Genomic DNA, 20,050 nt, shown 5'->3' with positions numbered 1-20,050 from the left:
TGCTGCAGGAGCAATCCATGAACGGACGTGCCGCTTAACCCGGAAAAACCGCCGCAACCGCGATGGGGCGGAGGGCCTTTTAGCAATCACGATATCGATCGACGCGCCACCGCCGAAGGGAGCGTGTTGACCCGTGATGGCTTTTCGGATATCGTCTCCCCATGCATCCTGCCGCGGGTCAACCTGCTGGTTTCCTGCGACCCTTCCAAGGAAATGACCGCATGCCGTCACTGAAAGCCATTGTTCACAAGAGCCTGTCGCTCAAACTGCTGATCAGCGTCGGCTTGTTGCTGCTGCTGTCGCTTACCGTGTGGGGCTTTTTCAATTTCAGATACATGCAAAAAAAGATGATCGACAACATCACCGCCGGCACCCAGCGGCTGAGCAACACGATCCGACTGGGCACCCACTATGCGATGATGATCAACTCCAGGGATGACATCAAGCAGATCATCAACAACATCTCCAAACAACACGACATCGTCAATATCCGCATCTACAACAAGCAGGGGGAGATCAAGTTTTCTAATCGGGATGCCGAGATCGACACCGTTACCAACATCAAGGACGAGGCCTGCTTCATCTGCCACCGCAGCGAGCCTCCGGTGCACCAGGTGTCACTGGCCGAAACGGTCCGCACGTTCCGTTCGAAAAGCGGCTATCGACTGATGGGTGTCATCAGCCCGGTATACAATGAACCGGGCTGTTCCGCCGATGCCTGTCATGTTCATCCGCCGGATAAAAAGGTGCTGGGTGCCATCGACCTGGTCGTTTCACTGGAAGAAGCGGATCTCGAGCTGGCCCGCTACGAAAGGAATCTGCTGGCGTTGGCGGCATTCATTTTTCTGGCCACTTTGGCGATGATCTTCCTGTTCATTGTCCGCTTCGTGAAATATCCGATTAAAAAACTCATCAACGGCACCCGAAGCATCGAAAAGGGCGATTACGCGACTGCGGTTGACGTTGATCAGGCCGATGAAATGGGTCAACTGGCCAAAGCCATCGAACAGATGGGCACGGCCATTGACAACAAGCAGCGCGAACTCAACAAACAGCGCGACCAGTTCCAGAACTTGTTTGAGATGGTGCCCTGCATCATCACCGTCCAGGACCGGGACTACCGGCTTATCGGCTACAACCGTGAATTCGCCGACAACTTCGCACCCAAACCCGGTGACTTCTGCTACCGTGCCTACAAGGGACGCTGGGAAAAATGCGTGGACTGCCCGGTGGAGGCCACCTTCGCCGACGGACAATCCCATTACAGCGAAGAGACCGGTGTGGACAAGGACGGCAGCATCAAGCACTGGATCGTTCGCACATCGCCTATTCGCGACGAAACCGGCCAGATCGTCGCCGCCATGGAAATGAACCTGGACATTTCCGAGCGCAAACAGCTGGAAGAGAAGCTGGAGCTGTCCGAGAAAAAATACCATGCCATCTTCAACAATATTCCCAACCCGGTTTTCGTGCTGGAAATCCGCAGCCTGGAGATCCTGGACTGCAACAAGAGCGTCCATGCCGTTTACGGACTGGACAGGGACCGCCTGATCGGCACCTGTTTCCTGACGTTTTTCGAACCCGATGAACGCGAAACCATGGCCTTTCGCATGGCCACCGCGTCGGTTTTGAACCAGGTGCGCCATGTGGGCGCTGATAATCGGCTGCTTTATGTAGACATCCGCATTTCCCCTTCCGAATACACCGGCCAGCAGGTGCTGCTGATAACCATCAGCGATGTGACCAAGCGGCTGGAGGCGGAGCAGCAGCTGATCCAGGCCAGCAAGATGGCCACGTTGGGCGAGATGGCCACCGGTGTTGCCCATGAGCTGAACCAACCCCTGGCTGTGATCAAGACCGCCAGCAATTTTTTCATGCGCAAATTAAGGAAAAAGGAGCCTATCCGCGAAGAGATCCTGATGACCATGTCCGAGGAGATCGACAGCCATGTGGAGCGGGCCGCCAGAATCATCAGCCACATGCGCCAGTTCGGCAGGAAGACGGATCCCAACCTGGAGCCGGTCCTGCTCAACGAGGTGCTGGAGCGGGCCTTTGAAATTTTCAGCCAGCAACTGAAGGTGCGCGGTATCGACGTCATCTGGCAGACGGATCCTGACCTACCGAGGATTATGGGCAACCCCAGCCGTCTGGAGCAGGTAATCATCAACCTGCTCATCAACGCACGAGATGCCATCGAAGAGCGCTCGGAACAGATGCCCGACAACACGACGGCGGACAGGATCGTGCTGGTCACCACCCGTGACGCCAAGACGGCCACCCTGTCCGTATGCGACACGGGGATCGGCGTTCCGGAACCGATCCGGGGCAAGATCTTCGAACCCTTCTTCACCACTAAAAAGGTGGGCAAGGGCACCGGCCTGGGGTTGTCTATCAGCTACGGCATCATCAAAGAATGCGGCGGCTCGATCGATGTATCTGCCAATCCGGATGGCGGCGCGTGTTTCAACCTGCATTTTCCCCTGGTGAAAGAACCTTCATGACCGCTGACATTCTATTGGTAGACGACGAAGCGGGGATCCGCAAGGTACTGGGCATTTCCCTGGCCGATCTGGGATACACGGTCCATGCAGCGGAGGATGCGGCTTCAGCCCTGTCCATCATCGAAGCGGTCCGTCCGTCCATCGCCCTCACCGACATCAAGATGCCGGGCATGGACGGCATCGAACTGCTCAAGGCCATCAAAGGCCGCTACCCGGACACGGAAGTGATCATGCTCACCGGCCACGGCGACATGGACCTGGCCATCGAGAGCCTGAAGTTCCAGGCAACCGATTTCATCACCAAACCCATATCCGACGATGCCTTGACCGTTGCCCTGAAGCGGGCCGGCGAACGCATCGAGATGCGGCGTCAGCTGAGGGCCTACACGGAAAACCTGGAACACCTGGTGGAAGAAAAATCCCGTCAACTCATCGAGGCCGAACGCCTGGCCGCAGTGGGGGAGACGGTGGCGGGGCTCTCCCACACCATCAAGAATATCACCGGAGGGCTGGATGGCGGGATGTTCGTTCTGGGCAAAGGCATCGAATTGGAAGACACCGCTTATTTGAAACAAGGCTGGGAACTGGTGCGGACAAATGTGGACCGCATAAAAAATCTTTCCCTGGACCTGTTGAATTTCGCCAAAACCGACCGCCTGGAATATCGGCAGGTGAATCCCGAGCAACCCGCCCGTGCAGTCTTCGACCTGATGCAATCGCGGGCCCGGGACCACGGCATGGATTTTATTTTGGACGTGGCAGCCGGACTGGCCCCGATGCGAATGGATCCTGAGGGCATTCATCAGTGCCTGATGAACCTGGTCACCAATGCCATCGATGCCTGTATGGAAACGGAACCGGCGAACGGGGCTCAGCGCATCACCCTCTCCGTCCGCCCGCTAGAAGACGGTGGCGTATGCTATCAGGTGGCGGATACCTGCTGCGGAATGGACGAACCCACCAAATCCCGGCTGTTCCAGCGGTTTTTTACCACCAAGGGTGAACGGGGCACGGGCATCGGGCTCATGCTCACCCGAGCGATCGTTCACCGCCACAAGGGAACCATCCACATTGCTTCGCAACCGGGAAAGGGGTCTGTCTTCACCATCAATCTGACGGGCAATCCAACCGGGTGACCGGTCACCGGCCGGTCATGCCGTAGGCCGGGCGAACAAGGAGGCGGCAGCCGTCATTCCACCCGATCGCGGGGATGATTCGAAGCGGTCTTAAGTTTTTCCTGATCGATCAGGTCCTGGATGGTCGCCTGATCATACACGGCATCCATGGCGTGCTGGGCCTGGTCCCATAGTTCCATGAACACGCAATTTCCCAGGAAGGGGCAATCGCCCTTGGACGCACAGGCCATACACCCTTGTGCATGATCTGCCTGGTCCAGCAGCTGAAAGATGTCCCCCACGCGAATCCGGTCCGGCGGCCGGGTGAGTGTATACCCACCGGAAAAGCCCCGTCTGGAATCCACCAGTCCCGCCCGCTTCAACTGGCCCATGATCACCTCCAGAAAACGCAGGGGTATGGCCTGCGCCTTGGCGATCACGGAGCTTTTTACGGGTTCTTCATCCTGCTGCCTGGCCAGCTCGAAGATGGCTCGCAGGGCATATTGTTTTTTTTGGGTTACCAGCATATTGGATGCGGTTCCTGGACCGTCGGCCAGCCACCCCGCAGGCCCCGGGGCAGATGCGGATGGTCCCGATAATTGTTTCCATTGATTATTCCTGAATATGAAAATTAGGCGGCAAGATAACCGATCGGCAGAAAAATCGCAATGCCGAGGGACATTATTTTGGGTATTTGCCCTTAATTCGGGTAGCGGCGCATGACCCCTCGCCGTTTGATAAGCCACCTATCTTACTTATATCCCTGATATTTTGATATTTGAAAAAAATAGGGAAAAAAATAATTGACAAGCAACAATTATCCCGACTATTAAAGTCAGGAAAGAACCTGATCAGATGAGTCAAGATATCAGTCAAGAAGGATTCGGATGCTGGTTCCACCCAAGAAAAACCAGTATGCCCTGCGCGCCATCTTCGAACTGGCCAAACACATGGACCAGGGGCCGGTGAAGATTTCGGACATCGCCGCCGCCCAGTCCATCCCGCTGCGATTTCTCGAAGTCATCCTCAATCAACTCAAGGCCAGCGGCATCGTTGATTCCAAACGCGGATTCTATGGCGGCTATTTTCTGGTCAAACCGCCTAACCAGGTTTCTGTTGGGGATGTGCTGCGTTTCCTCAGCCGGGATCTTTCACCCAGCGACTGTATCGCCTGCGTATCAAAGACCAGTTGCCCATTTGACGGACGATGCGCCTTTTCATCCCTGTGGATCCGGGTGAAGCAGGCGGCCTTTGACATATATGATGAAACCTCTTTTCAGGACCTGATCGACCGGGAACGGGATGCCGGGTGGCCAGGTGAGCAATGAGGGCGGGCTTCCCGCACAAAACGAAGAACTGCATACCCTAAGGATGTCAACGATGCGGAAAGGAACAGTTCATTTGAAAGCTGGCGGCATGTTGCTGGTCATGGCCATGGTTTTTCTGTTTGCCGCAGGGACCGCCAAGGTGGGCTCGTCGGTAAACGGCCCCCTTGAAAGCGGGGCGGATCTGATCATGATCGATACCATGAAGGCCATGGGTCCGCTGGAACGGCCGCCGGTGGTCTTTTTCCACAGCCGTCACACCGAAGCCCTGGCACGGATCAACCGTGACTGCAGCGCCTGCCACATGGCCGACGAAAAAGGGCGCCTGTCGCCCAAATACAAGCGGCTGGTCGATGCGGATCGGCAGACGGTGGCCGACACCTACCATATCAACTGCATTGCCTGCCACCGGGAACTGGCCGCACCGGACCAAAAGAGCGGGCCACAGACCTGCGGGGGGTGCCATCGGGAAAATCCTGCGGTCGCCTCCACCTGGAAGGATATCGCCTTCGACAAATCCCTGCATTACCGCCACGTGAAGGCCAACGCCGAAAAATGCGAAAGCTGTCACCACAAATATGACAAGCAGGCCAAGCAGCTGGTTTCTGCCAAGGGTGAAGAGGGCGCCTGTGTCTATTGCCATAAAGACACAGCGCAGGAGAACACGCCGGCCCGCAAAGAAGCCTCTCACTTCCAGTGCATCGGCTGCCACCGCGACAACATGGCCAAGAACAAAAAGGCTGGGCCCGTCAGTTGCGTGGGTTGCCACGATGCCGATTACCAGATGGGAATCGAGGTGGTCCCGGAGATACCCCGGCTCAAGCGCAACCAGCCGGACGTCGTCCTGGTTAAAAGTGGTGAAGAGGCGCTGCCCGACGGCCAACGGTCGACAGCCATGTACCCGGTTCCCTTCGACCACCGATCCCACGAAGCTTACAGTGACAGCTGCAAGGCCTGCCACCACGCCAGCCTGCAGTCCTGTGCCAGCTGCCACACCAACGCCGGCAAACAGGAAGGCAAATATGTCAAGCTGACCCAGGCCATGCACAGCGTGACCGATCAGGCCAGCTGCATCGGCTGCCACCAGGAGAAACAGAAAGCGCCCGAGTGTGCCGGTTGTCACGCGTTTATCGCCAAACCGGCCAATCGTCAGGACGCATCCTGCATTGCATGCCACATGGCGCCGCTGCCCGTCTACGTAAACCCGGCCAATACCCAGGAGACCATGGACGTGGCCACGGACCTGCTGCGGGCGCGCGATCTGGAAACGAAAACCTTCGCTGCCGACCAGATTCCCGAGAAGGTGACCATCGGCAAGCTGTCCGATCGGTTTGAACCAGCCACCCTCCCTCACGGCAAGATCGTCAAGGCGCTGATCGACAAGACCCGGGACAGCAACCTGGCCGGCTACTTTCACAGTGAAAAGGGGACCTTGTGCCAGGGCTGCCACCACCACAGCCCGCCGGCGGAAAAGCCGCCGGCATGCAGCAGCTGCCATGGCGAGACGATTGAAGGCGCAGACGCCTTCAGGCCAGGCCTGGTGGGAGCCTATCATCAACAGTGCATCGGCTGTCACACGAACATGGGTATCGAAAAGCCCGATCCCCGGGACTGCAATGCCTGCCATGTGGAAAAGAACAAAGGATAGGGGCCGGTCCTTACGGCCATAAACCGCAAGTTGAGGGTGAACCATGTCACTTTCCAGGAGAAAATTTCTCGGTTGGATCGGCGCGGCAGGCATGACCGCCGCGGCCGGCAGCAACGCGTCTGCCGCAACCACGCACCATTTCGAAGGCTATCGGGAATCAATGGCGGTGCTTCACGACACCACGTTGTGCATCGGCTGCCGCCGGTGTGAAGGCGCCTGCAATGCGGTCAACGAACTGCCGGCACCGGAGGTGCCGTTTACCGATCTCACCGTTCTCGAGAACCGGCGGCGCACCACATCCAAAACCTACACCGTGGTCAACCAGAAAGCAGGCGACGGCGGCCGACCGGTTTTTGTTAAAAACCAATGCAACCATTGCCTGGAGCCGGCCTGTGCCTCGGCGTGCTTCGTCAAGGCCTTTACGAAAACCAAAGAAGGAGCGGTGGTCTACGACGCCTCCGTCTGCGTGGGCTGCCGCTACTGCATGGTGGCCTGTCCCTTCGAAATCCCGACTTACGAGTACGACAGTGCCTTTTCACCGCGGGTGATGAAGTGTACCATGTGTCATCCCCGGGTGCTGGAAGGCAAGCTGCCGGGCTGCGTGGAATCGTGTCCCACTGAAGCGTTGGTTTTCGGAAAGCGCCACGACCTGCTGAAAATTGCACGGCAGCGCATCACCCGCCGTCCGGAAACCTACGTGGACCACATTTACGGCGAACGGGAGATGGGTGGCACATCCTGGCTCTACCTGTCCGGCGTGCCTTTCGAAAGCATCGGCATGCGCATGGATCTGGGAGTGACGCCGGCACCGGAGCTCACGGCCGGTGCCCTGGGCGCGGTTCCCATGGTGGTCGGCCTCTGGCCGGTGCTGCTCACCGGCATCTACGCCATGAGCAAACGCAAGGAGAAAATCGCCGCCGAGGAGAAGGCTCAAGCGGTGGCGGCCGCAGTCACCGAGGCCGAGGAAAGGGCAGCGGCCCGGCTTGACGAAACCCTTGAAAAAGCCAAACAGGAAAAAACCGCCGCCGTTGAAAAGGCCGTGAAGGAGGCCCTCGAGGCCGACGCCAAGGCCCGGGCTGAAAAACAAGTCGAAGCGGCGCCGCAGAAACCGGAAGAGACAACCGGCGACGAAAAAGATGCGTAACCGGCATATTCGCCTCACCAAGCGAAACCTTTCAGGAGGAATCCTTTATGTCTGAGAATACAGCCACCATGGGCAAACCGATTTTCTCACCGTTCAATATCGTGGCCGGTGCCATTTTGCTGGTGGGAGGGATCCTGACCATTCTGCGCTTCACCCAGGGGCTGGATGCGGTCACCAATCTGTCCGACTATAATCCATGGGGTATATGGATCGGCTTCGACCTGCTGGTGGGTGTCGCCCTGGCGGCCGGTGGATTCGTCACCTCGGCCACCGTGTATATCTTCGGCATGAAGCGCTACCACGCCGCCGTTCGTCCGGCCATCCTGACCGGCTTTCTGGGCTACGCCCTGGTGGTCCTGGCCCTGCACTACGACGTGGGCCGCCCCTGGCGCCTGCCCTACCCGTTCATCATGCAGCGCGGCACGACTTCCCTGCTTTTCGAGGTGGCCGCCTGCGTGGCCTTGTACCTGACCGTCCTCTTCATCGAATTTTCACCGGCAGCCCTGGAGTGGCTGGGACTCAAGCGCGCCCGCAACATCGTCGTCAAGCTGACCCTTCTGCTGACCATCTTTGGGGTGGTGCTGTCCACCCTGCACCAGTCCTCCCTGGGCGCCCTGTTTCTCATCGCCCCATCCAAGCTTCATCCCCTGTGGTACACGCCTTATCTGCCCATTTACTTTTTCGTCACCGCAGTGATCGCCGGGCTCTCCATGGTGATCTTCGAAAGTACGCTGTCCCACCGCTTTTTCTCGCACAAGATGGATGCAGCCCACCTGGCTGAAAAAGACACCGTACCCCTGGGCTTCGGCAAAGCGGCGGCATTTGTGCTGGCCGGCTATTTCATCATCAAGGTTATCGGCATCAGTGCAGGCAACACCTGGCATTACCTGGCCACCGGATACGGTGCGTGGTACCTGGTGGAGCTGTTGGGTTTCGTGGCGCTGCCGGCCTTTCTCTATGCGGTGGGGGTGCGGGACAAAAACATCACCCTGATTCGCTGGACGGCCGCCTGGACCGTACTGGGAATCGTCGTCAACCGGTTCAACATCTGCCTGGTGGCCTTTAATTGGCATTTGCCATCCAGTGAACGCTATTTTCCTCACTGGATGGAGATCGGCATCAGCGTGTTCATCGTAACGTTAGGCGTCGTGATCTACCGGTTCATCGTCACCCGCATGCCCGTGCTCTATGAACACCCGGACTACGACGCCCATTAACCGTCAAAGGAAAAGCAACCACCCATGGAAACCATCTATACGCTTCAGGAGTTCATGCTCCATACCAAGAATATCACCTATGTACTTATGGTCGTTGCCTTGCTGGGAATTACGGGATTCTGGCTGTTCCTGACTGAACGGGACGATGACTGAATTGAATTAAGGAATTGGGGGATTAGGGGATTGAGGAATTGATTGGTTGGCAGCCAATTCCAAAATCCCTCAATCCGGAATTCCTCAATTGCTATCAAAGGAGTACCCCATGTATGAATTTGTAACCGGTCCCCTTGCCTGGCTCTCTTTCGGCATCTTTTTTTTCGGCCTGCTCTATCGCCTGGTGTGGTATATCAAGGGGCTGAACTGGCAGTTGGACCGCGTCACCTATTCGAAGAACGTGGCTTACGGCGTTAAGGGCGCCCTGCGCTCGATCTTCTTCTGGCTGGTGCCCTTCGGTACCCGCGGCTGGCGGTTTTACCCCGGGTTTACCATCCTGGTGTTCGTCTTTCACATCTGCCTGCTGGTCACCCCGGTGTTTCTCATGGGCCATAACGTGCTCCTGCTGGAACGTTTCGGCTTCAGCCTGCCGACACTGCCCGAAGGTCTGGCCGATGCAATGACCCTGGCCGTGATCCTAGCGGCGGTGTTCATCATTCTGCGGCGTATCGCCCTGCCGGAGGTGCGCATTCTGACCAAACCGTACGACTTTCTGGTGCTGGCCATCGCCGTGGCACCATTTTTGACGGGTTTTCTCGCCTATCACCAGGTGGGCGACTACAATTTTTGGATCGTGGCCCACGTGCTGTGCGGCGAGATCATGCTGGTGGCCATCCCCTTTACCAAGCTGTCCCACTTTCTGCTTTTTTTCCTTTCCCGGGCACAGTTGGGCATGGATTACGGGATCAAGCGCGGCGGTATGAAAAACAAGGGAATGGCCTGGTAAAGGCCTTTGTAAAAAATAGGTGATAAAATGCCCGAAGGAACACTTTGCAACAAACAGGTTGTCGATACCAAGGAAAAGCTCAACGCCCTGTTGGCGGACAAAAGCGGCAAGCAGTATTACGCCGAAATGAAGAAGCTGGACGTGGACAGCAGCGCCCTGGCGGCCACGCTGGAGAAAACCTGCAAGTCACGGCTGCGGACCTGGCTTGAGATCTGCGCCCACTGTGGCATGTGCGCCGACAGCTGTTATTTCTACCTGGCCAACGACAAGGATCCCACGCAGGTCCCGTCTTTCAAGATCCAATCCACCCTGGGTGAAATACTCAAGCGCAACGGCAGGGTGGACAACGATTTCATGCACATGGTCATGGACACGGCCTGGTCCAAGTGCTCCTGCTGTAACCGCTGCGCCACCTACTGCCCCTTCGGCATCGACATGGGGGTGATGTTCGGTTACGTTCGGGGGTTGTGCTTCGCCCAGGGATTCGTACCCTGGGAACTGAAGATCGGCTCGGGCATGCACCGTATCTACAATGCCCAGATGGACATCACCACCGAGGACTGGGTGGACACGTGCGAGTGGATGGCCGAGGAGTACGAGGAGGACTGGCCGGGGCTGGAGATCCCTATCGATAAAGAGAATGCAGACATCATCTACACGGTCAACGCCCGCGAGCCCAAACACTATCCGGAAGACCTGGCCGAAGCGGCGATTCTCTTCCACCTTGCCGGCGAGAACTGGACGGTTCCCAGCCAGGGATGGGAGGAGACCAGCCTGGCCATGTTTGCCGGTGACTGGGGTGCCTGCAAGATCCAGGTGGAAAGCGTCTACGCGGCCATGGAACGCCTCAAGCCCAAGCGCATGGTAGTCACCGAATGCGGCCACGCCTACCGGGCGACAGTCATCGAAGGGCCTTACTGGGCGGGGCTCAAGTCGGGAAAGACACCGGTCGAAAGCCTGCACTATGTGGAGTGGGTGGCCGAGGCGCTGCGCACCGGCAAGCTGAAGATCGACCCGGCCAAGAAAATCAAGGAACCGGTGACCTACCAGGATTCATGCAACTACGTCAGAAACGCCGGCCTCGGTGACTTTGCCCGCGAAATCATGAGTTACGTAGCCGAGGACTTCCGGGAGATGCGCCCCTGCAGAGAGCACAATTTCTGTTGTGGCGGCGGAGGCGGGCTCAACGGCATCGGGCTCTACCGCCAGCAGCGCAACACGGCCTTGAAAGTCAAACGGGACCAGATCCTGGCCACCGGGGCCAAACTGGTGGTGGCGCCCTGCCACAATTGCTGGGATGCCATCCGGGATCTGGAGGAGGTTTACAAGATCGGCATCCGCTGGACCTTTCTCAAGCCGATGCTCCTGGGCATGGTGGAGGTCCCGGAACATTTGAAGCCCCAGGACGAATAGCGTAGATGCTCAATGGACAACGTCCGCCTCAACATCGATGGCACCATTGAAACGGTCTCCAAGGGGGATCGGGCCGCCGTGCTGTCATGTCTGGCGCGACAGGTGGAGCTGGCGCCGGGGTATACCCTGCGCAGCTTTTTCAGAATGCTGGACACCTATGAGCCGCTGGTTCAGCTGAATGCCTTCTTCCCCGACCTGCTGGAGCAGTTTCATGCGGGGCCGGACGATGGCTGCCGGGTCAGCGGCATTGACTGCCTGCTGCTGGAAAAGACGGTGGAAATGGTCGGTTTTCCCGGGGAACCGCGCCTTGACATCTACCGCCGCTTTACCGGATGGAACGGCAACAAATCGGTCCCTATCAAAGAATTTCAGGTGGATATGCTGCTTGACACCCAGGTGCGCCTGGGCAAGCTGAAGCATGTCATTTTCGGAGACCAGGTCGATGTTTTCGAGTTCGATACCGTGTTCACCCTCTTTGAATTGGTCGAGGGAATCGGCTGGGAACTCGGATTTCACGGGACACCCAGGGAATGCCACCTGAGTTGAGCGATGGTTCGTTCGCCGAATTCAGGTGCCAGATAAGGAGACAACCCATGTTTAAGAAAATCCTGTTTGCAACCACGGCGTCACCCGCATGCGATAACGCCGCCAAAGTGGCCTTCGATCTGGAGATGAAATGGGATGCCAAACTCTGCGTGTTTCACGTACTCGGTGTTCCCACGCGTGGGTTCAGCTCCTTTGTCACCGACGTCCGCACAGGAGAAAACGAGCAGATCGACCCGGACTATGTGGATTGGGTGAAGGAGGAGATGAAGCATACCTACGCCGACCTTCTCAAGGACAGCGATAACACCACCCTGGAGGCGGTCATCGGCGTTCCACATCGGGAAATCCTGAGAAAAGCCCGAGCCGATGACGTGGACCTGATCATCATGGGCGCCCATACCCGGGACGAAGACATCGGTGCCGCCCGCTATCGCAGCGTGGTGGGCAGTACCATGCAGAAGGTGGCCAAGAATGCCCGCTGCCCGGTGGTCATCATCAGCCGTCCGTGCACCACCTGCTGGAAGCTTTTCTCCAACATCGTCGTGGGCACCGATTTTTCCAAACCAGCCACCAGTGCCTTTCTCTGGGCCGCCCGGCTGGCCAAGGAGGTCAATGCACGGCTGCACCTTTTTCATGCCGTTGATATCAATGCATCCGAACCGGGAAGAGTGAAGGGCCAGGTGGAAATAGAGGAGCGCATCGAAACGGCCCGGCAAAAAATAGACACCAAATACCTCTCACAGCTCAAAGGGTTCGACAATTACGAAATCGGCATCCGGGAGGGAACGCCTTACGTGGAAATACTCAAATTTGCCCGGGAGAAACAAGCCGACCTGATCGTCATGGCCCACCACACCCGGGAGATCGATCCTGAGCTGGCCCTGTTGGGATCCACCGTGGAGCAGGTGGTGCTGCGATCTTCCTGCCCGGTAGCCAGCGTCAATCATCCGGACAAGGTCCAGGACGATCCGGCCTGATCCACGCTGTCCAACCAATGACCGAATAAGGCGATAATTCCATGACGTCACCCGGACCGGATTCGTCCATGGGGACCATTCTCATCGTCGACGACGCCATGGACATGCGGGTGTTTATATCCGCCTTGTTTAAAACCAGCGGTTACTCGGCGGTGAGCTGCCGGGACGGTTCGGCCGGCCTGGCAAAAGCCCGGGAAATCAATCCCGACCTGATCGTTCTGGATGTGATGATGCCGGGAACCGGTGGTGCGCTGATGTACAAAAGCCTCAAATCGGACCGCCGGCTTAAGCACATTCCCGTCATCATGCTGTCGGCCGTGGGACAGCGGTCTTTCCAGCACTACCTGAAGATGCTCAACCTCAAACTGGCGGAGCCGCTTCCCGACCCCGACGCTTACCTGGAAAAACCGCCCGAAGCCCAGCACCTGCTGGACACGGCCGTGAGACTCATGGCTTTACGAAAAAGGTAGAAATGAAAGAGAAAATCCTGCTGGTCGATGATGAGGAGGGTATCCGCAAAGTTCTGGGCATCTCTCTCATGGACATCGGCTACCAGGTGTTCACCGCGCAGGACGGCAAGGAGGCCCTGGCGGTTTTCCGTGAGCACAGCCCCCCCATCGTGCTCACGGACATCAAGATGCCCCTGATGGACGGCATCGACCTGCTGCAGCAGATCAAGGCGGAAAGTCCGGATACGGAAGTGATCATGCTCACCGGACACGGGGACATGGATCTGGCTATCAAGTGCCTCAAGCTGGAAGCCACCGACTTCATCACCAAGCCGATCAACGACGATGTCCTGGAAATTGCCCTGAAACGGGCCAATGAGCGCATCGGCATGCGTATGCAGTTGCGGGCCTACACCGAAAACCTGGAAAACCTGGTGCGCGAACAGACCGCCCGCCTGATGAAAACCGAACGGCTGGCGGCCGTGGGTCAGGCCGTTGAGGGCCTGTCTTCGGCCCTTCGGGGCATTGCCGGCGATCTTGATGCCGGCGTCAACTGTTTCAACGAACTGCCCTGCTTCGTTGCCATCCACAATCGGCGCCAGGAGATCATCGCCATCAATCCGCTCTACCGGGAGCGGCTGGGGGATCATGTGGGCAAGGCCAGCGCAGCTGCTTATCCACCGGACAGCGTGGAGACCTCGCCGGTAAAAGAGACCTTTGCCACCGGCACGGGCATGCGCCGCCGGGTCACCGTGGTCTATGCCGACGGCAGCCGGGGGCCGGTGATGGTCCACACCGCCCCTATCCGCGACAGCCGGGGCGATGTGGAACTGGTGGTGGAGATCGGGGCCGACATCGACGAGGTACGGCGGCTTCAGGAGCGGCTCCAGGCCACCCAGCAACGCTATCAGCAGCTCTTCGACGAAGCGCCCTGCTACATCACGGTACAGGACGCCGACCTGACCATCCGGGCGGCCAACCGCCGCTTTCAGGAAGACTTCGAGCCGGCCGTCGAGGCCTTCTGCCACCAGATTTACAAGAACCGCGACGAGGCCTGCTCCGACTGCCCGGTGTCCAAAACCTTTGCCGACGGCCAGTCCCACCAGTGCGAGATGGAGGTGACCTCGAAACGCGGCGAGACCTACCGGGTGCTCATCCAGACCGCACCCATCCGCGACCTGGACGGCAACATCACCCACGTCATGGAGATGTCAACCAACATCACCCGCACCCGCCGCCTCGAGGACCAGCTGGCCTCGTTGGGGCTGATGATCGGCTCGGTTTCCCACGGCATCAAGGGCCTGCTCACCGGCCTGGACGGCGGTATGTATCTGCTGGACTCCGGGTTCAAAAAGGAAAATCAGCAGCAGATCCGTGAAGGGTGGGATATCGTACGTTTCATGGTCGGGCGCATCCGTGACATGGTGTTGGACATCCTCTACTACGCCAAGGAAAAGGACCTGAAATGGGAGTCCGTGGAGGTCCTCGGTTTTGCCGAAGAGGTGCTGAACACCGTGGGGCCCAAGATAAAGGACCATGGCATTACCCTGAGCCACCGTTTCGACCCCGCCATCGGCCGGTTCCAGGTGGATGCGGGTATTGTTCGCAGTGCCTTGACCAATATCATCGAGAACGCCGTGGAAGCCTGCCGGTCGGATCGGTCCGGACGGCCCCACGAGATCTGCTTCGATGTCACCCAGGATGAAGACTACATCTATCTGAACGTGTCGGACAACGGCATCGGCATGGACGAAGCCACCCGGGCCAACGTCTTCACACCCTTTTTCTCATCCAAGGGCGAACGCGGCACCGGACTGGGGCTGTTCATCTCCAACCGGATCCTCAGCCGGCATGGCGGCGGTATTTCGCTGCAGTCAGAACCGGACACGGGGTCCCGATTTTCCATCAAGATTCCCAAGAAAGCGAACCTCCAATCGGGTACGCCTGCGTCCTGATGAGGCAGGGTGACAAGGCATCCGGGGTTTGAGGGTCCTTGTGAAAAACCAGCATTTCAAAAGGATGGATAGCAGCGCAACAGGCCTTTAGTCTAACGCCTGCCCTCCCATGGTGCAGGGTTTACGTCAACACCATGGCCTTTTCCGGGCAGATCTCCTGGCAGCAGAAGCAGGTGACACACAGGTCAATATCCACTTGAGGCAGGTCGTCTGGCATGGACAGGGCCTGGGCCGGGCACTGCTCCACGCAGGTCCCGCAGGCCGTGCAGCCCTGCGGATCCGCCCGGGGCGTGAGCCGGGTTTTGCTTTCCAGCATGTCCTGAACCGCCGCATTGTCCTGGATGGCCTCGCCACCCAGTGGCGGCAGCTTGAAATTGTCCAGGGGCACGAGATTGCCGTCGATGCGGATCTCCTCCAGGTTCCAGGTGCCCAGACCGGCTTCGGCGGCTCGCCTGAGAAACCGCAGCCGCCCGGGATCCAGGCCCATCATGGCGGCCATGACCGCATCCACGGCCACGGCGTTGTCCCCAGCCAGAACCAGGCCGATTTCGCGCAGTTCGGGCGAGGCCGGACCGTTGCCCTCCATGCCCACGACCGCATCGACGATGAACAGGTCCGGAACCCGCAGCTTGAACACCTCCACCACCGCATCGTGAAACCGGGATGGACTGCCGGCGAGCCTGTGCAGTCTGGCCTTCTGGGCGCCGGGCAACATTCCGTAGCTGTTCTTGATGGCGCCGGTCATGACCGTGAGCCCGTGGGTTTTGAACTTGGGCAGGCTGATGACGATGTCCGCCTCGACGATGGCACGGGAGACGTTCACCGTCTCCATGAATTCGTTATGAAAGGGCAAGGCAACGGCATCGAGGCCGATATTGCGGTAATAGCCGCGGGCGGCGGCCATGAGACCGGTCTGCTCGAAAGCCGCCTCATTGGCGCCGTAACTGAAAAGGCCGGGATTGTCACCCACGACAATCGATGCCGGTGTCAGCGTTTCCACCTTGTCGACCACCGCAGCCAGCACGGCCGGATGGGTGACGATCCCCTCGGCGGCCTCCGATCCCCGCAGCACGTTGGGCTTGATCAGAACCTTCTTGCCGCCCAGGTTTTGGGGAAACAGATCGAACGCCCTGTCTATGGCCGCGCGGAGGGAATCATAACTTGCCGGATGAATCATGACCTGGTGCATGGTGGGGCTTCTCCTTTTACCGGAAAGATTGCCATTCAGAGGCACGCTTACCACGGGCCGACCGGATTCTCAAGCCTGCCGGAAAATGGTTGGGCTGCCGTCCTCGATAGACTCGTAAACCGTCTCATTTCCAATGGATTTATAAAAACGTCGTGATCAAGGCTTGCGAATTCCGAGGAGTGAGGCGTAGTTACGGTACGCTGCAGTGACGAGGGATGAAGCGTAACGCAGATATCGGCGGTTTTACCTATCCGTCACCCTTTGAGCATGCGCATCAGCGTTCCATCGCCATCGACAACGTGGTGTTTCAAGGCGGCCGCAATATGGACGGCGATGAAGGCCGCAAGCAGGACGGCGGTCACGCTGTGAGCCTCCCGCAAGAAATTTCCCAGCGACGAACTTTGCCAAACCAAAGGGGGCACTGTGAAAATTCCGAAAACGGAGACGGGATAGCCATAGGCCTGGGACATGAGGATGCCCACCAGCGGCTGGAGGAGCAGCAATACATACAAAAAAACATGCACCAGGTGGGCAATGTAGTTCAGCACCGGGATGCTGCCCAGGTCACGGGGTTGTGGATTGATGCGCCGCCAGGCGATGCGGCCGATCATCAGCAGCAAGATGATGACGCCGATGGATTTGTGGCCGGAAATCGCAACGGTCTTAAGCCCACCGGACGGCAGAATGGACAGCAGGCTGCCGCCAAGGAGCATGCCGATGGCCAGCACAGCGATGAGCCAGTGCAGCAGGCGCGCAATCAAACCATACCGGTCGCGGGTATTCTTGAACATGCAAACCTCCTTGGTCTTTGCTTGGGAGGGTGGGGATGCCGGTGGCCTCCGGGGCCGGACAGAAGAAACGGCAGCTCGTATCCTACGGTGCTTTATGGTAGCGAAATGCGATGCTGAAGGCAAGCCGATGTTGAGCGTCAACCACGGCACGGGCCGTCTTTTTTATTCCGGATGGTTTTTGCCATAAAGGATTCGGCCCAGTTCCCGGTGGGTGAAATAGGGGTCGTCGTTGCGCAGGTAAGGCAGCAGGATGCGTTTCTTGCGGACGATGTCACGGGAAATCTCCGCGAAGATGGCGTCGGGATCGAACAGGGCCGCCGTGATGATGGCCTGCCCGAAGGGGTTGATGATTTCGCTGCCGCCCCAGAAGCGGAAAGGGTTCTCATCGACGGTATCGGGAGCCGGGTCGGCCTGTTCACCCTCATCGGACCTGAGGTCTTCAAATACCTCGCAGCCCACCCGGTTGGCGCACAGGTTGTATACCCCGAAAACCCTGGAGTAGAACCGGTTGATGATGTTCCAGCTCTCGATGTTGGAAAACTCGTTGCCCATGGACCCCCGGGAGGAGTTGAACATGGTGATGAAGATGTCCGCCTTCTGGGTGACCCCCAAATATGGCAGCGAGGGGTGCCACAGGTCGTTGCAGATAAACGGGGCGATAGTCAGGCCCTTGAGTTTGAAGACGCGGACATGCTTGCCGCCGGAGAAGATCTTGCGCTCTTCGAAGACGCCATAGTTAGGCAGATTGAGCTTGCGGTAGGCGAACAGGATTTCACCGTCTACGGCCACCAGCGCCGAATTGTAGAAATTCATGGCCTGGGATTCTTCGATGAATCCGACGACGGCCGCCGTCCCTTTGGTCGCCCCGGCCAGTTGCCTGATCTCCGGCGAGTCCATGCGCAGGGCCGCTTCGTGATATCTTTCCCGGACAAAATAGCCGGTCAGGGAAAGCTCGGGGAAGACCACCAGGTCGACCCCTTGCGCCTTGGCGGCCTCAATTTTTTCAATCGTGGATGCCAGGTTGGTTTTGACATCCAGGAGGACCGGATCGGTCTGGTAGACGCCCACTTTCATTGGTGGAGCCCTTTCTTCGTCGTGGATGAAGGATCATCGTGAGCACCATCACCGGTCAGGTGGTTTCGGCCCTGCAGCCGGTGATGACGGGATCGATGGATGGCCATTGGTCGGCCGACCAGATTTGTTGTATCAGATCGCCGGCTTTCAGCTTACCAATGATCGGGCCCGTCAGCCAGAGAAATTTTGCTTCCAGCTCGCTGTCCGAAGGCAGCGTATCCGGCGGTTCCCATATGGCTTCGATACGGCCGGATCGGAATATCTCACCGGTGAAGGTCTCGACGACCACTTCGGCCGGGGCCTTGGTCGGAAACTCGGCTTCAAATTCAGCGGCGACTTCGGTGGAAACCCGGTCCAGCAGGCTCAGCAGATCGGGCTCGTGAAGGCGGGGCGGCAGGACCTGGCGGGGACCGACCTCCCCATCCAGCAGCGCGGCGGCCACCGGGAAGGCCAGGCTGTACTGGGCCTCCTCCGTGTTGCGGGGGTGGCCGTTGGGCAGGCGCGTAGCCGCCTCGAACGTGCGCACGCGGATATGCCTGATCTGATCCGGCGTCAGGTGGTTGTCCCGGACGATGGTGAGCGCGCCGGCCACGGCCGGTTGCCCCCAGCGACAGGCGGCATAGGGTTTGAAATAGAGATTGAGGATCTCCCATTGCTGCCCCAGACTGCGCACCAGCTCAGGATCCGGCGCATCGTCGAATAGCGGTTGGACACCGGTGAACCCGTCGCCTGCCATGAGGGCCGACAGGATCGCGACCATGCAGCCCCAGCCGATGCTGTCCTTTCCCATGGCGGGCGTATCGATGCCTTTCATCATGGGAGCGATGGGTGCATGATATTCGGCGGCACCCATGGCGTGAAAAAGCTGTTCCCCGGAGAGCCCCATCAACCTGCCGGCCGCGGCGGCACCGGCGACGGCGCCCCAGCTTCCTGACGAATGGTAGGCCTGGTAGGTGGCATGCCGGATCACTCCGGCGCGGGTACCCAGTTCGTAGGCCACCACCAAGGCGGTGAGAAAGTCCTGTCCGCTGCAATCGCCGGCCAATTGGGCGGCGGCCAGGACCGGCGGCAGGGCGCAAGCGCCGGGATGCCCCTTTACCTTGCGATAGCCGTCGTCGATATCCAGGGCGTTGCCGGAAAAGCCGTTGGCCAGGGCGGCACCGGCAGCGGCCACCCGTTCTCCGGAAACCAGGATGGTGGCCTGATTGCCGCTGAATTGTTCACACGCCGTTTTTCGCATTATTCCAGCGACAGGCGTTTGGGATCCGGCGATCAGCGCCCCCAGGGTGTCCATCAGGCAGCGCCTGGCCTGGTGCTGAACCGCGGCGGGCAGGTCCCCCCAGCGGGCGTTCAGTGCAAAATCGATGGCGTGAGATGTCAAATGGCCCATGGTTCGATAATCTATTGCCTCCATCGTTCATCAAATTGGGGAAGACCGTCTTCAATTTGATAATAATCGGACATCTGGCCGCACCAAATATGACCGATCGTTTTCAGGTGGGTGGGTGGTTCCAATGAACCGGCGACGATCGACATGTGCGGATTATTTTTGGGGTGCCAGAAAAGTGATGATCCGCAGGTCGAACAGAAACCGCGGCGAACATTCTCGGTTTCATCGGTAACGGATTCATACCATTTCAAGCCTTTCTGTTCGATAATCTGCAGGTTTTCAACCTTGACGCTGGTGTAGGCGCCGAAATGGCCATGGAACCGCCGGCACGTCGAGCAGTGACAATTCACGACGTCTCTCAACTCACCATGAATTT

General features: G+C 58.5%; 19 protein-coding genes. 13 read left to right on the top strand and 6 right to left on the bottom strand.

Annotated features, from left to right (window positions below; translation table 11 throughout):
• Positions 1-221: 221 nt before the first annotated feature.
• Both ACZCED_RS15915 and ACZCED_RS15910 read left to right on the top strand, forming a co-directional pair.
• Complete coding sequence (locus tag ACZCED_RS15915; RefSeq protein WP_464861177.1) at positions 222-2,501, top strand: ATP-binding protein; 2,280 nt, start codon at positions 222-224, stop codon at positions 2,499-2,501.
• Positions 2,498-3,637: a sensor histidine kinase gene (locus tag ACZCED_RS15910; RefSeq protein WP_462967554.1), complete on the top strand. Its 1,140-nt coding sequence runs from the start codon at positions 2,498-2,500 to the stop codon at positions 3,635-3,637. The genes ACZCED_RS15915 and ACZCED_RS15910 overlap by 4 nt, the downstream gene beginning before the upstream one ends.
• A gap of 53 nt (positions 3,638-3,690) precedes the next feature.
• Here ACZCED_RS15910 and ACZCED_RS15905 read toward each other — a convergent pair whose 3' ends face one another.
• The gene (locus ACZCED_RS15905; protein WP_462967553.1) at positions 3,691-4,143 is read right to left on the bottom strand and encodes an RrF2 family transcriptional regulator; all 453 of its coding nucleotides are present in this window, start codon (positions 4,141-4,143) and stop codon (positions 3,691-3,693) included.
• Between the two features lie 360 nt (positions 4,144-4,503).
• Between ACZCED_RS15905 and ACZCED_RS15900 the strand changes: the two genes are divergently transcribed.
• The 11 genes from ACZCED_RS15900 to ACZCED_RS15850 all read left to right on the top strand — a co-directional run bounded on the left by ACZCED_RS15900 (position 4,504) and on the right by ACZCED_RS15850 (position 15,230).
• The gene (locus ACZCED_RS15900; protein ID WP_462967552.1) at positions 4,504-4,944 is read left to right on the top strand and encodes an RrF2 family transcriptional regulator; all 441 of its coding nucleotides are present in this window, start codon (positions 4,504-4,506) and stop codon (positions 4,942-4,944) included.
• Positions 4,945-4,996: 52 nt separating this feature from the next.
• Entirely contained in the window at positions 4,997-6,589 is a 1,593-nt protein-coding gene (gene hmcA / locus ACZCED_RS15895; protein ID WP_464861176.1) for a sulfate respiration complex hexadecaheme cytochrome HmcA, read from the top strand.
• A gap of 43 nt (positions 6,590-6,632) precedes the next feature.
• Positions 6,633-7,733, top strand: coding sequence for a sulfate respiration complex iron-sulfur protein HmcB (gene hmcB / locus ACZCED_RS15890; RefSeq protein WP_462967550.1), 1,101 nt, complete (start codon positions 6,633-6,635; stop codon positions 7,731-7,733).
• Between the two features lie 47 nt (positions 7,734-7,780).
• Positions 7,781-8,950 (top strand): sulfate respiration complex protein HmcC, encoded by a 1,170-nt coding sequence (hmcC, locus tag ACZCED_RS15885; RefSeq protein WP_462967549.1) that lies wholly within the window; start codon positions 7,781-7,783, stop codon positions 8,948-8,950.
• Between the two features lie 24 nt (positions 8,951-8,974).
• Entirely contained in the window at positions 8,975-9,103 is a 129-nt protein-coding gene (gene hmcD, locus ACZCED_RS15880; RefSeq protein WP_462967547.1) for a sulfate respiration complex protein HmcD, read from the top strand.
• A gap of 109 nt (positions 9,104-9,212) precedes the next feature.
• Complete coding sequence (gene hmcE, locus ACZCED_RS15875; RefSeq protein WP_462967546.1) at positions 9,213-9,890, top strand: sulfate respiration complex protein HmcE; 678 nt, start codon at positions 9,213-9,215, stop codon at positions 9,888-9,890.
• 27 nt (positions 9,891-9,917) lie between these two features.
• Positions 9,918-11,303, top strand: coding sequence for a sulfate respiration complex iron-sulfur protein HmcF (hmcF, locus tag ACZCED_RS15870; RefSeq protein WP_462967545.1), 1,386 nt, complete (start codon positions 9,918-9,920; stop codon positions 11,301-11,303).
• Between the two features lie 12 nt (positions 11,304-11,315).
• A complete protein-coding gene (locus tag ACZCED_RS15865; protein ID WP_462967544.1) occupies positions 11,316-11,849 on the top strand; it encodes a hypothetical protein in 534 nt (177 codons plus the stop codon).
• A 47-nt stretch (positions 11,850-11,896) separates the two neighbouring features.
• Entirely contained in the window at positions 11,897-12,826 is a 930-nt protein-coding gene (locus ACZCED_RS15860; protein ID WP_462967543.1) for a universal stress protein, read from the top strand.
• Positions 12,827-12,867: 41 nt separating this feature from the next.
• Positions 12,868-13,296, top strand: coding sequence for a response regulator (locus ACZCED_RS15855; RefSeq protein WP_462967542.1), 429 nt, complete (start codon positions 12,868-12,870; stop codon positions 13,294-13,296).
• Between the two features lie 2 nt (positions 13,297-13,298).
• Complete coding sequence (locus ACZCED_RS15850; RefSeq protein ID WP_462967541.1) at positions 13,299-15,230, top strand: hybrid sensor histidine kinase/response regulator; 1,932 nt, start codon at positions 13,299-13,301, stop codon at positions 15,228-15,230.
• Between the two features lie 121 nt (positions 15,231-15,351).
• Here ACZCED_RS15850 and ACZCED_RS15845 read toward each other — a convergent pair whose 3' ends face one another.
• The 5 genes from ACZCED_RS15845 to ACZCED_RS15825 all read right to left on the bottom strand — a co-directional run.
• Positions 15,352-16,419: a DUF362 domain-containing protein gene (locus ACZCED_RS15845; RefSeq protein ID WP_464861175.1), complete on the bottom strand. Its 1,068-nt coding sequence runs from the start codon at positions 16,417-16,419 to the stop codon at positions 15,352-15,354.
• A gap of 254 nt (positions 16,420-16,673) precedes the next feature.
• Complete coding sequence (locus tag ACZCED_RS15840; RefSeq protein WP_462967539.1) at positions 16,674-17,210, bottom strand: cytochrome b; 537 nt, start codon at positions 17,208-17,210, stop codon at positions 16,674-16,676.
• A gap of 162 nt (positions 17,211-17,372) precedes the next feature.
• Complete coding sequence (locus ACZCED_RS15835) at positions 17,373-18,284, bottom strand: nitrilase-related carbon-nitrogen hydrolase (RefSeq protein ID WP_462967538.1); 912 nt, start codon at positions 18,282-18,284, stop codon at positions 17,373-17,375.
• A gap of 55 nt (positions 18,285-18,339) precedes the next feature.
• Positions 18,340-19,698: an MmgE/PrpD family protein gene (locus tag ACZCED_RS15830; protein ID WP_464861174.1), complete on the bottom strand. Its 1,359-nt coding sequence runs from the start codon at positions 19,696-19,698 to the stop codon at positions 18,340-18,342.
• On the bottom strand, positions 19,686-20,050 hold a 365-nt coding region (locus ACZCED_RS15825), incomplete at its 5' end, for a GFA family protein (RefSeq protein WP_464861173.1). The genes ACZCED_RS15830 and ACZCED_RS15825, both read right to left, overlap by 13 nt.

It is taken from the genome of Desulfosarcina sp. (assembly GCF_055467485.1).
Note: the sequence above shows the minus strand (reverse complement) of the source record. Positions and strands in the feature narration are given on the sequence as shown.

Coding starts and splice junctions, on each gene's coding strand:
- ACZCED_RS15915 (WP_464861177.1), top strand. CDS start 222: ATGCCGTCACTGAAAGCCATTGTTCACAAGAGCCTGTCGCTCAAACTG.
- ACZCED_RS15910 (WP_462967554.1), top strand. CDS start 2,498: ATGACCGCTGACATTCTATTGGTAGACGACGAAGCGGGGATCCGCAAG.
- ACZCED_RS15905 (WP_462967553.1), bottom strand. CDS start 4,143: ATGCTGGTAACCCAAAAAAAACAATATGCCCTGCGAGCCATCTTCGAG.
- ACZCED_RS15900 (WP_462967552.1), top strand. CDS start 4,504: ATGCTGGTTCCACCCAAGAAAAACCAGTATGCCCTGCGCGCCATCTTC.
- hmcA (WP_464861176.1), top strand. CDS start 4,997: ATGCGGAAAGGAACAGTTCATTTGAAAGCTGGCGGCATGTTGCTGGTC.
- hmcB (WP_462967550.1), top strand. CDS start 6,633: ATGTCACTTTCCAGGAGAAAATTTCTCGGTTGGATCGGCGCGGCAGGC.
- hmcC (WP_462967549.1), top strand. CDS start 7,781: ATGTCTGAGAATACAGCCACCATGGGCAAACCGATTTTCTCACCGTTC.
- hmcD (WP_462967547.1), top strand. CDS start 8,975: ATGGAAACCATCTATACGCTTCAGGAGTTCATGCTCCATACCAAGAAT.
- hmcE (WP_462967546.1), top strand. CDS start 9,213: ATGTATGAATTTGTAACCGGTCCCCTTGCCTGGCTCTCTTTCGGCATC.
- hmcF (WP_462967545.1), top strand. CDS start 9,918: ATGCCCGAAGGAACACTTTGCAACAAACAGGTTGTCGATACCAAGGAA.
- ACZCED_RS15865 (WP_462967544.1), top strand. CDS start 11,316: ATGGACAACGTCCGCCTCAACATCGATGGCACCATTGAAACGGTCTCC.
- ACZCED_RS15860 (WP_462967543.1), top strand. CDS start 11,897: ATGTTTAAGAAAATCCTGTTTGCAACCACGGCGTCACCCGCATGCGAT.
- ACZCED_RS15855 (WP_462967542.1), top strand. CDS start 12,868: ATGACGTCACCCGGACCGGATTCGTCCATGGGGACCATTCTCATCGTC.
- ACZCED_RS15850 (WP_462967541.1), top strand. CDS start 13,299: ATGAAAGAGAAAATCCTGCTGGTCGATGATGAGGAGGGTATCCGCAAA.
- ACZCED_RS15845 (WP_464861175.1), bottom strand. CDS start 16,419: ATGCACCAGGTCATGATTCATCCGGCAAGTTATGATTCCCTCCGCGCG.
- ACZCED_RS15840 (WP_462967539.1), bottom strand. CDS start 17,210: ATGTTCAAGAATACCCGCGACCGGTATGGTTTGATTGCGCGCCTGCTG.
- ACZCED_RS15835 (WP_462967538.1), bottom strand. CDS start 18,284: ATGAAAGTGGGCGTCTACCAGACCGATCCGGTCCTCCTGGATGTCAAA.
- ACZCED_RS15830 (WP_464861174.1), bottom strand. CDS start 19,698: ATGGAGGCAATAGATTATCGAACCATGGGCCATTTGACATCTCACGCC.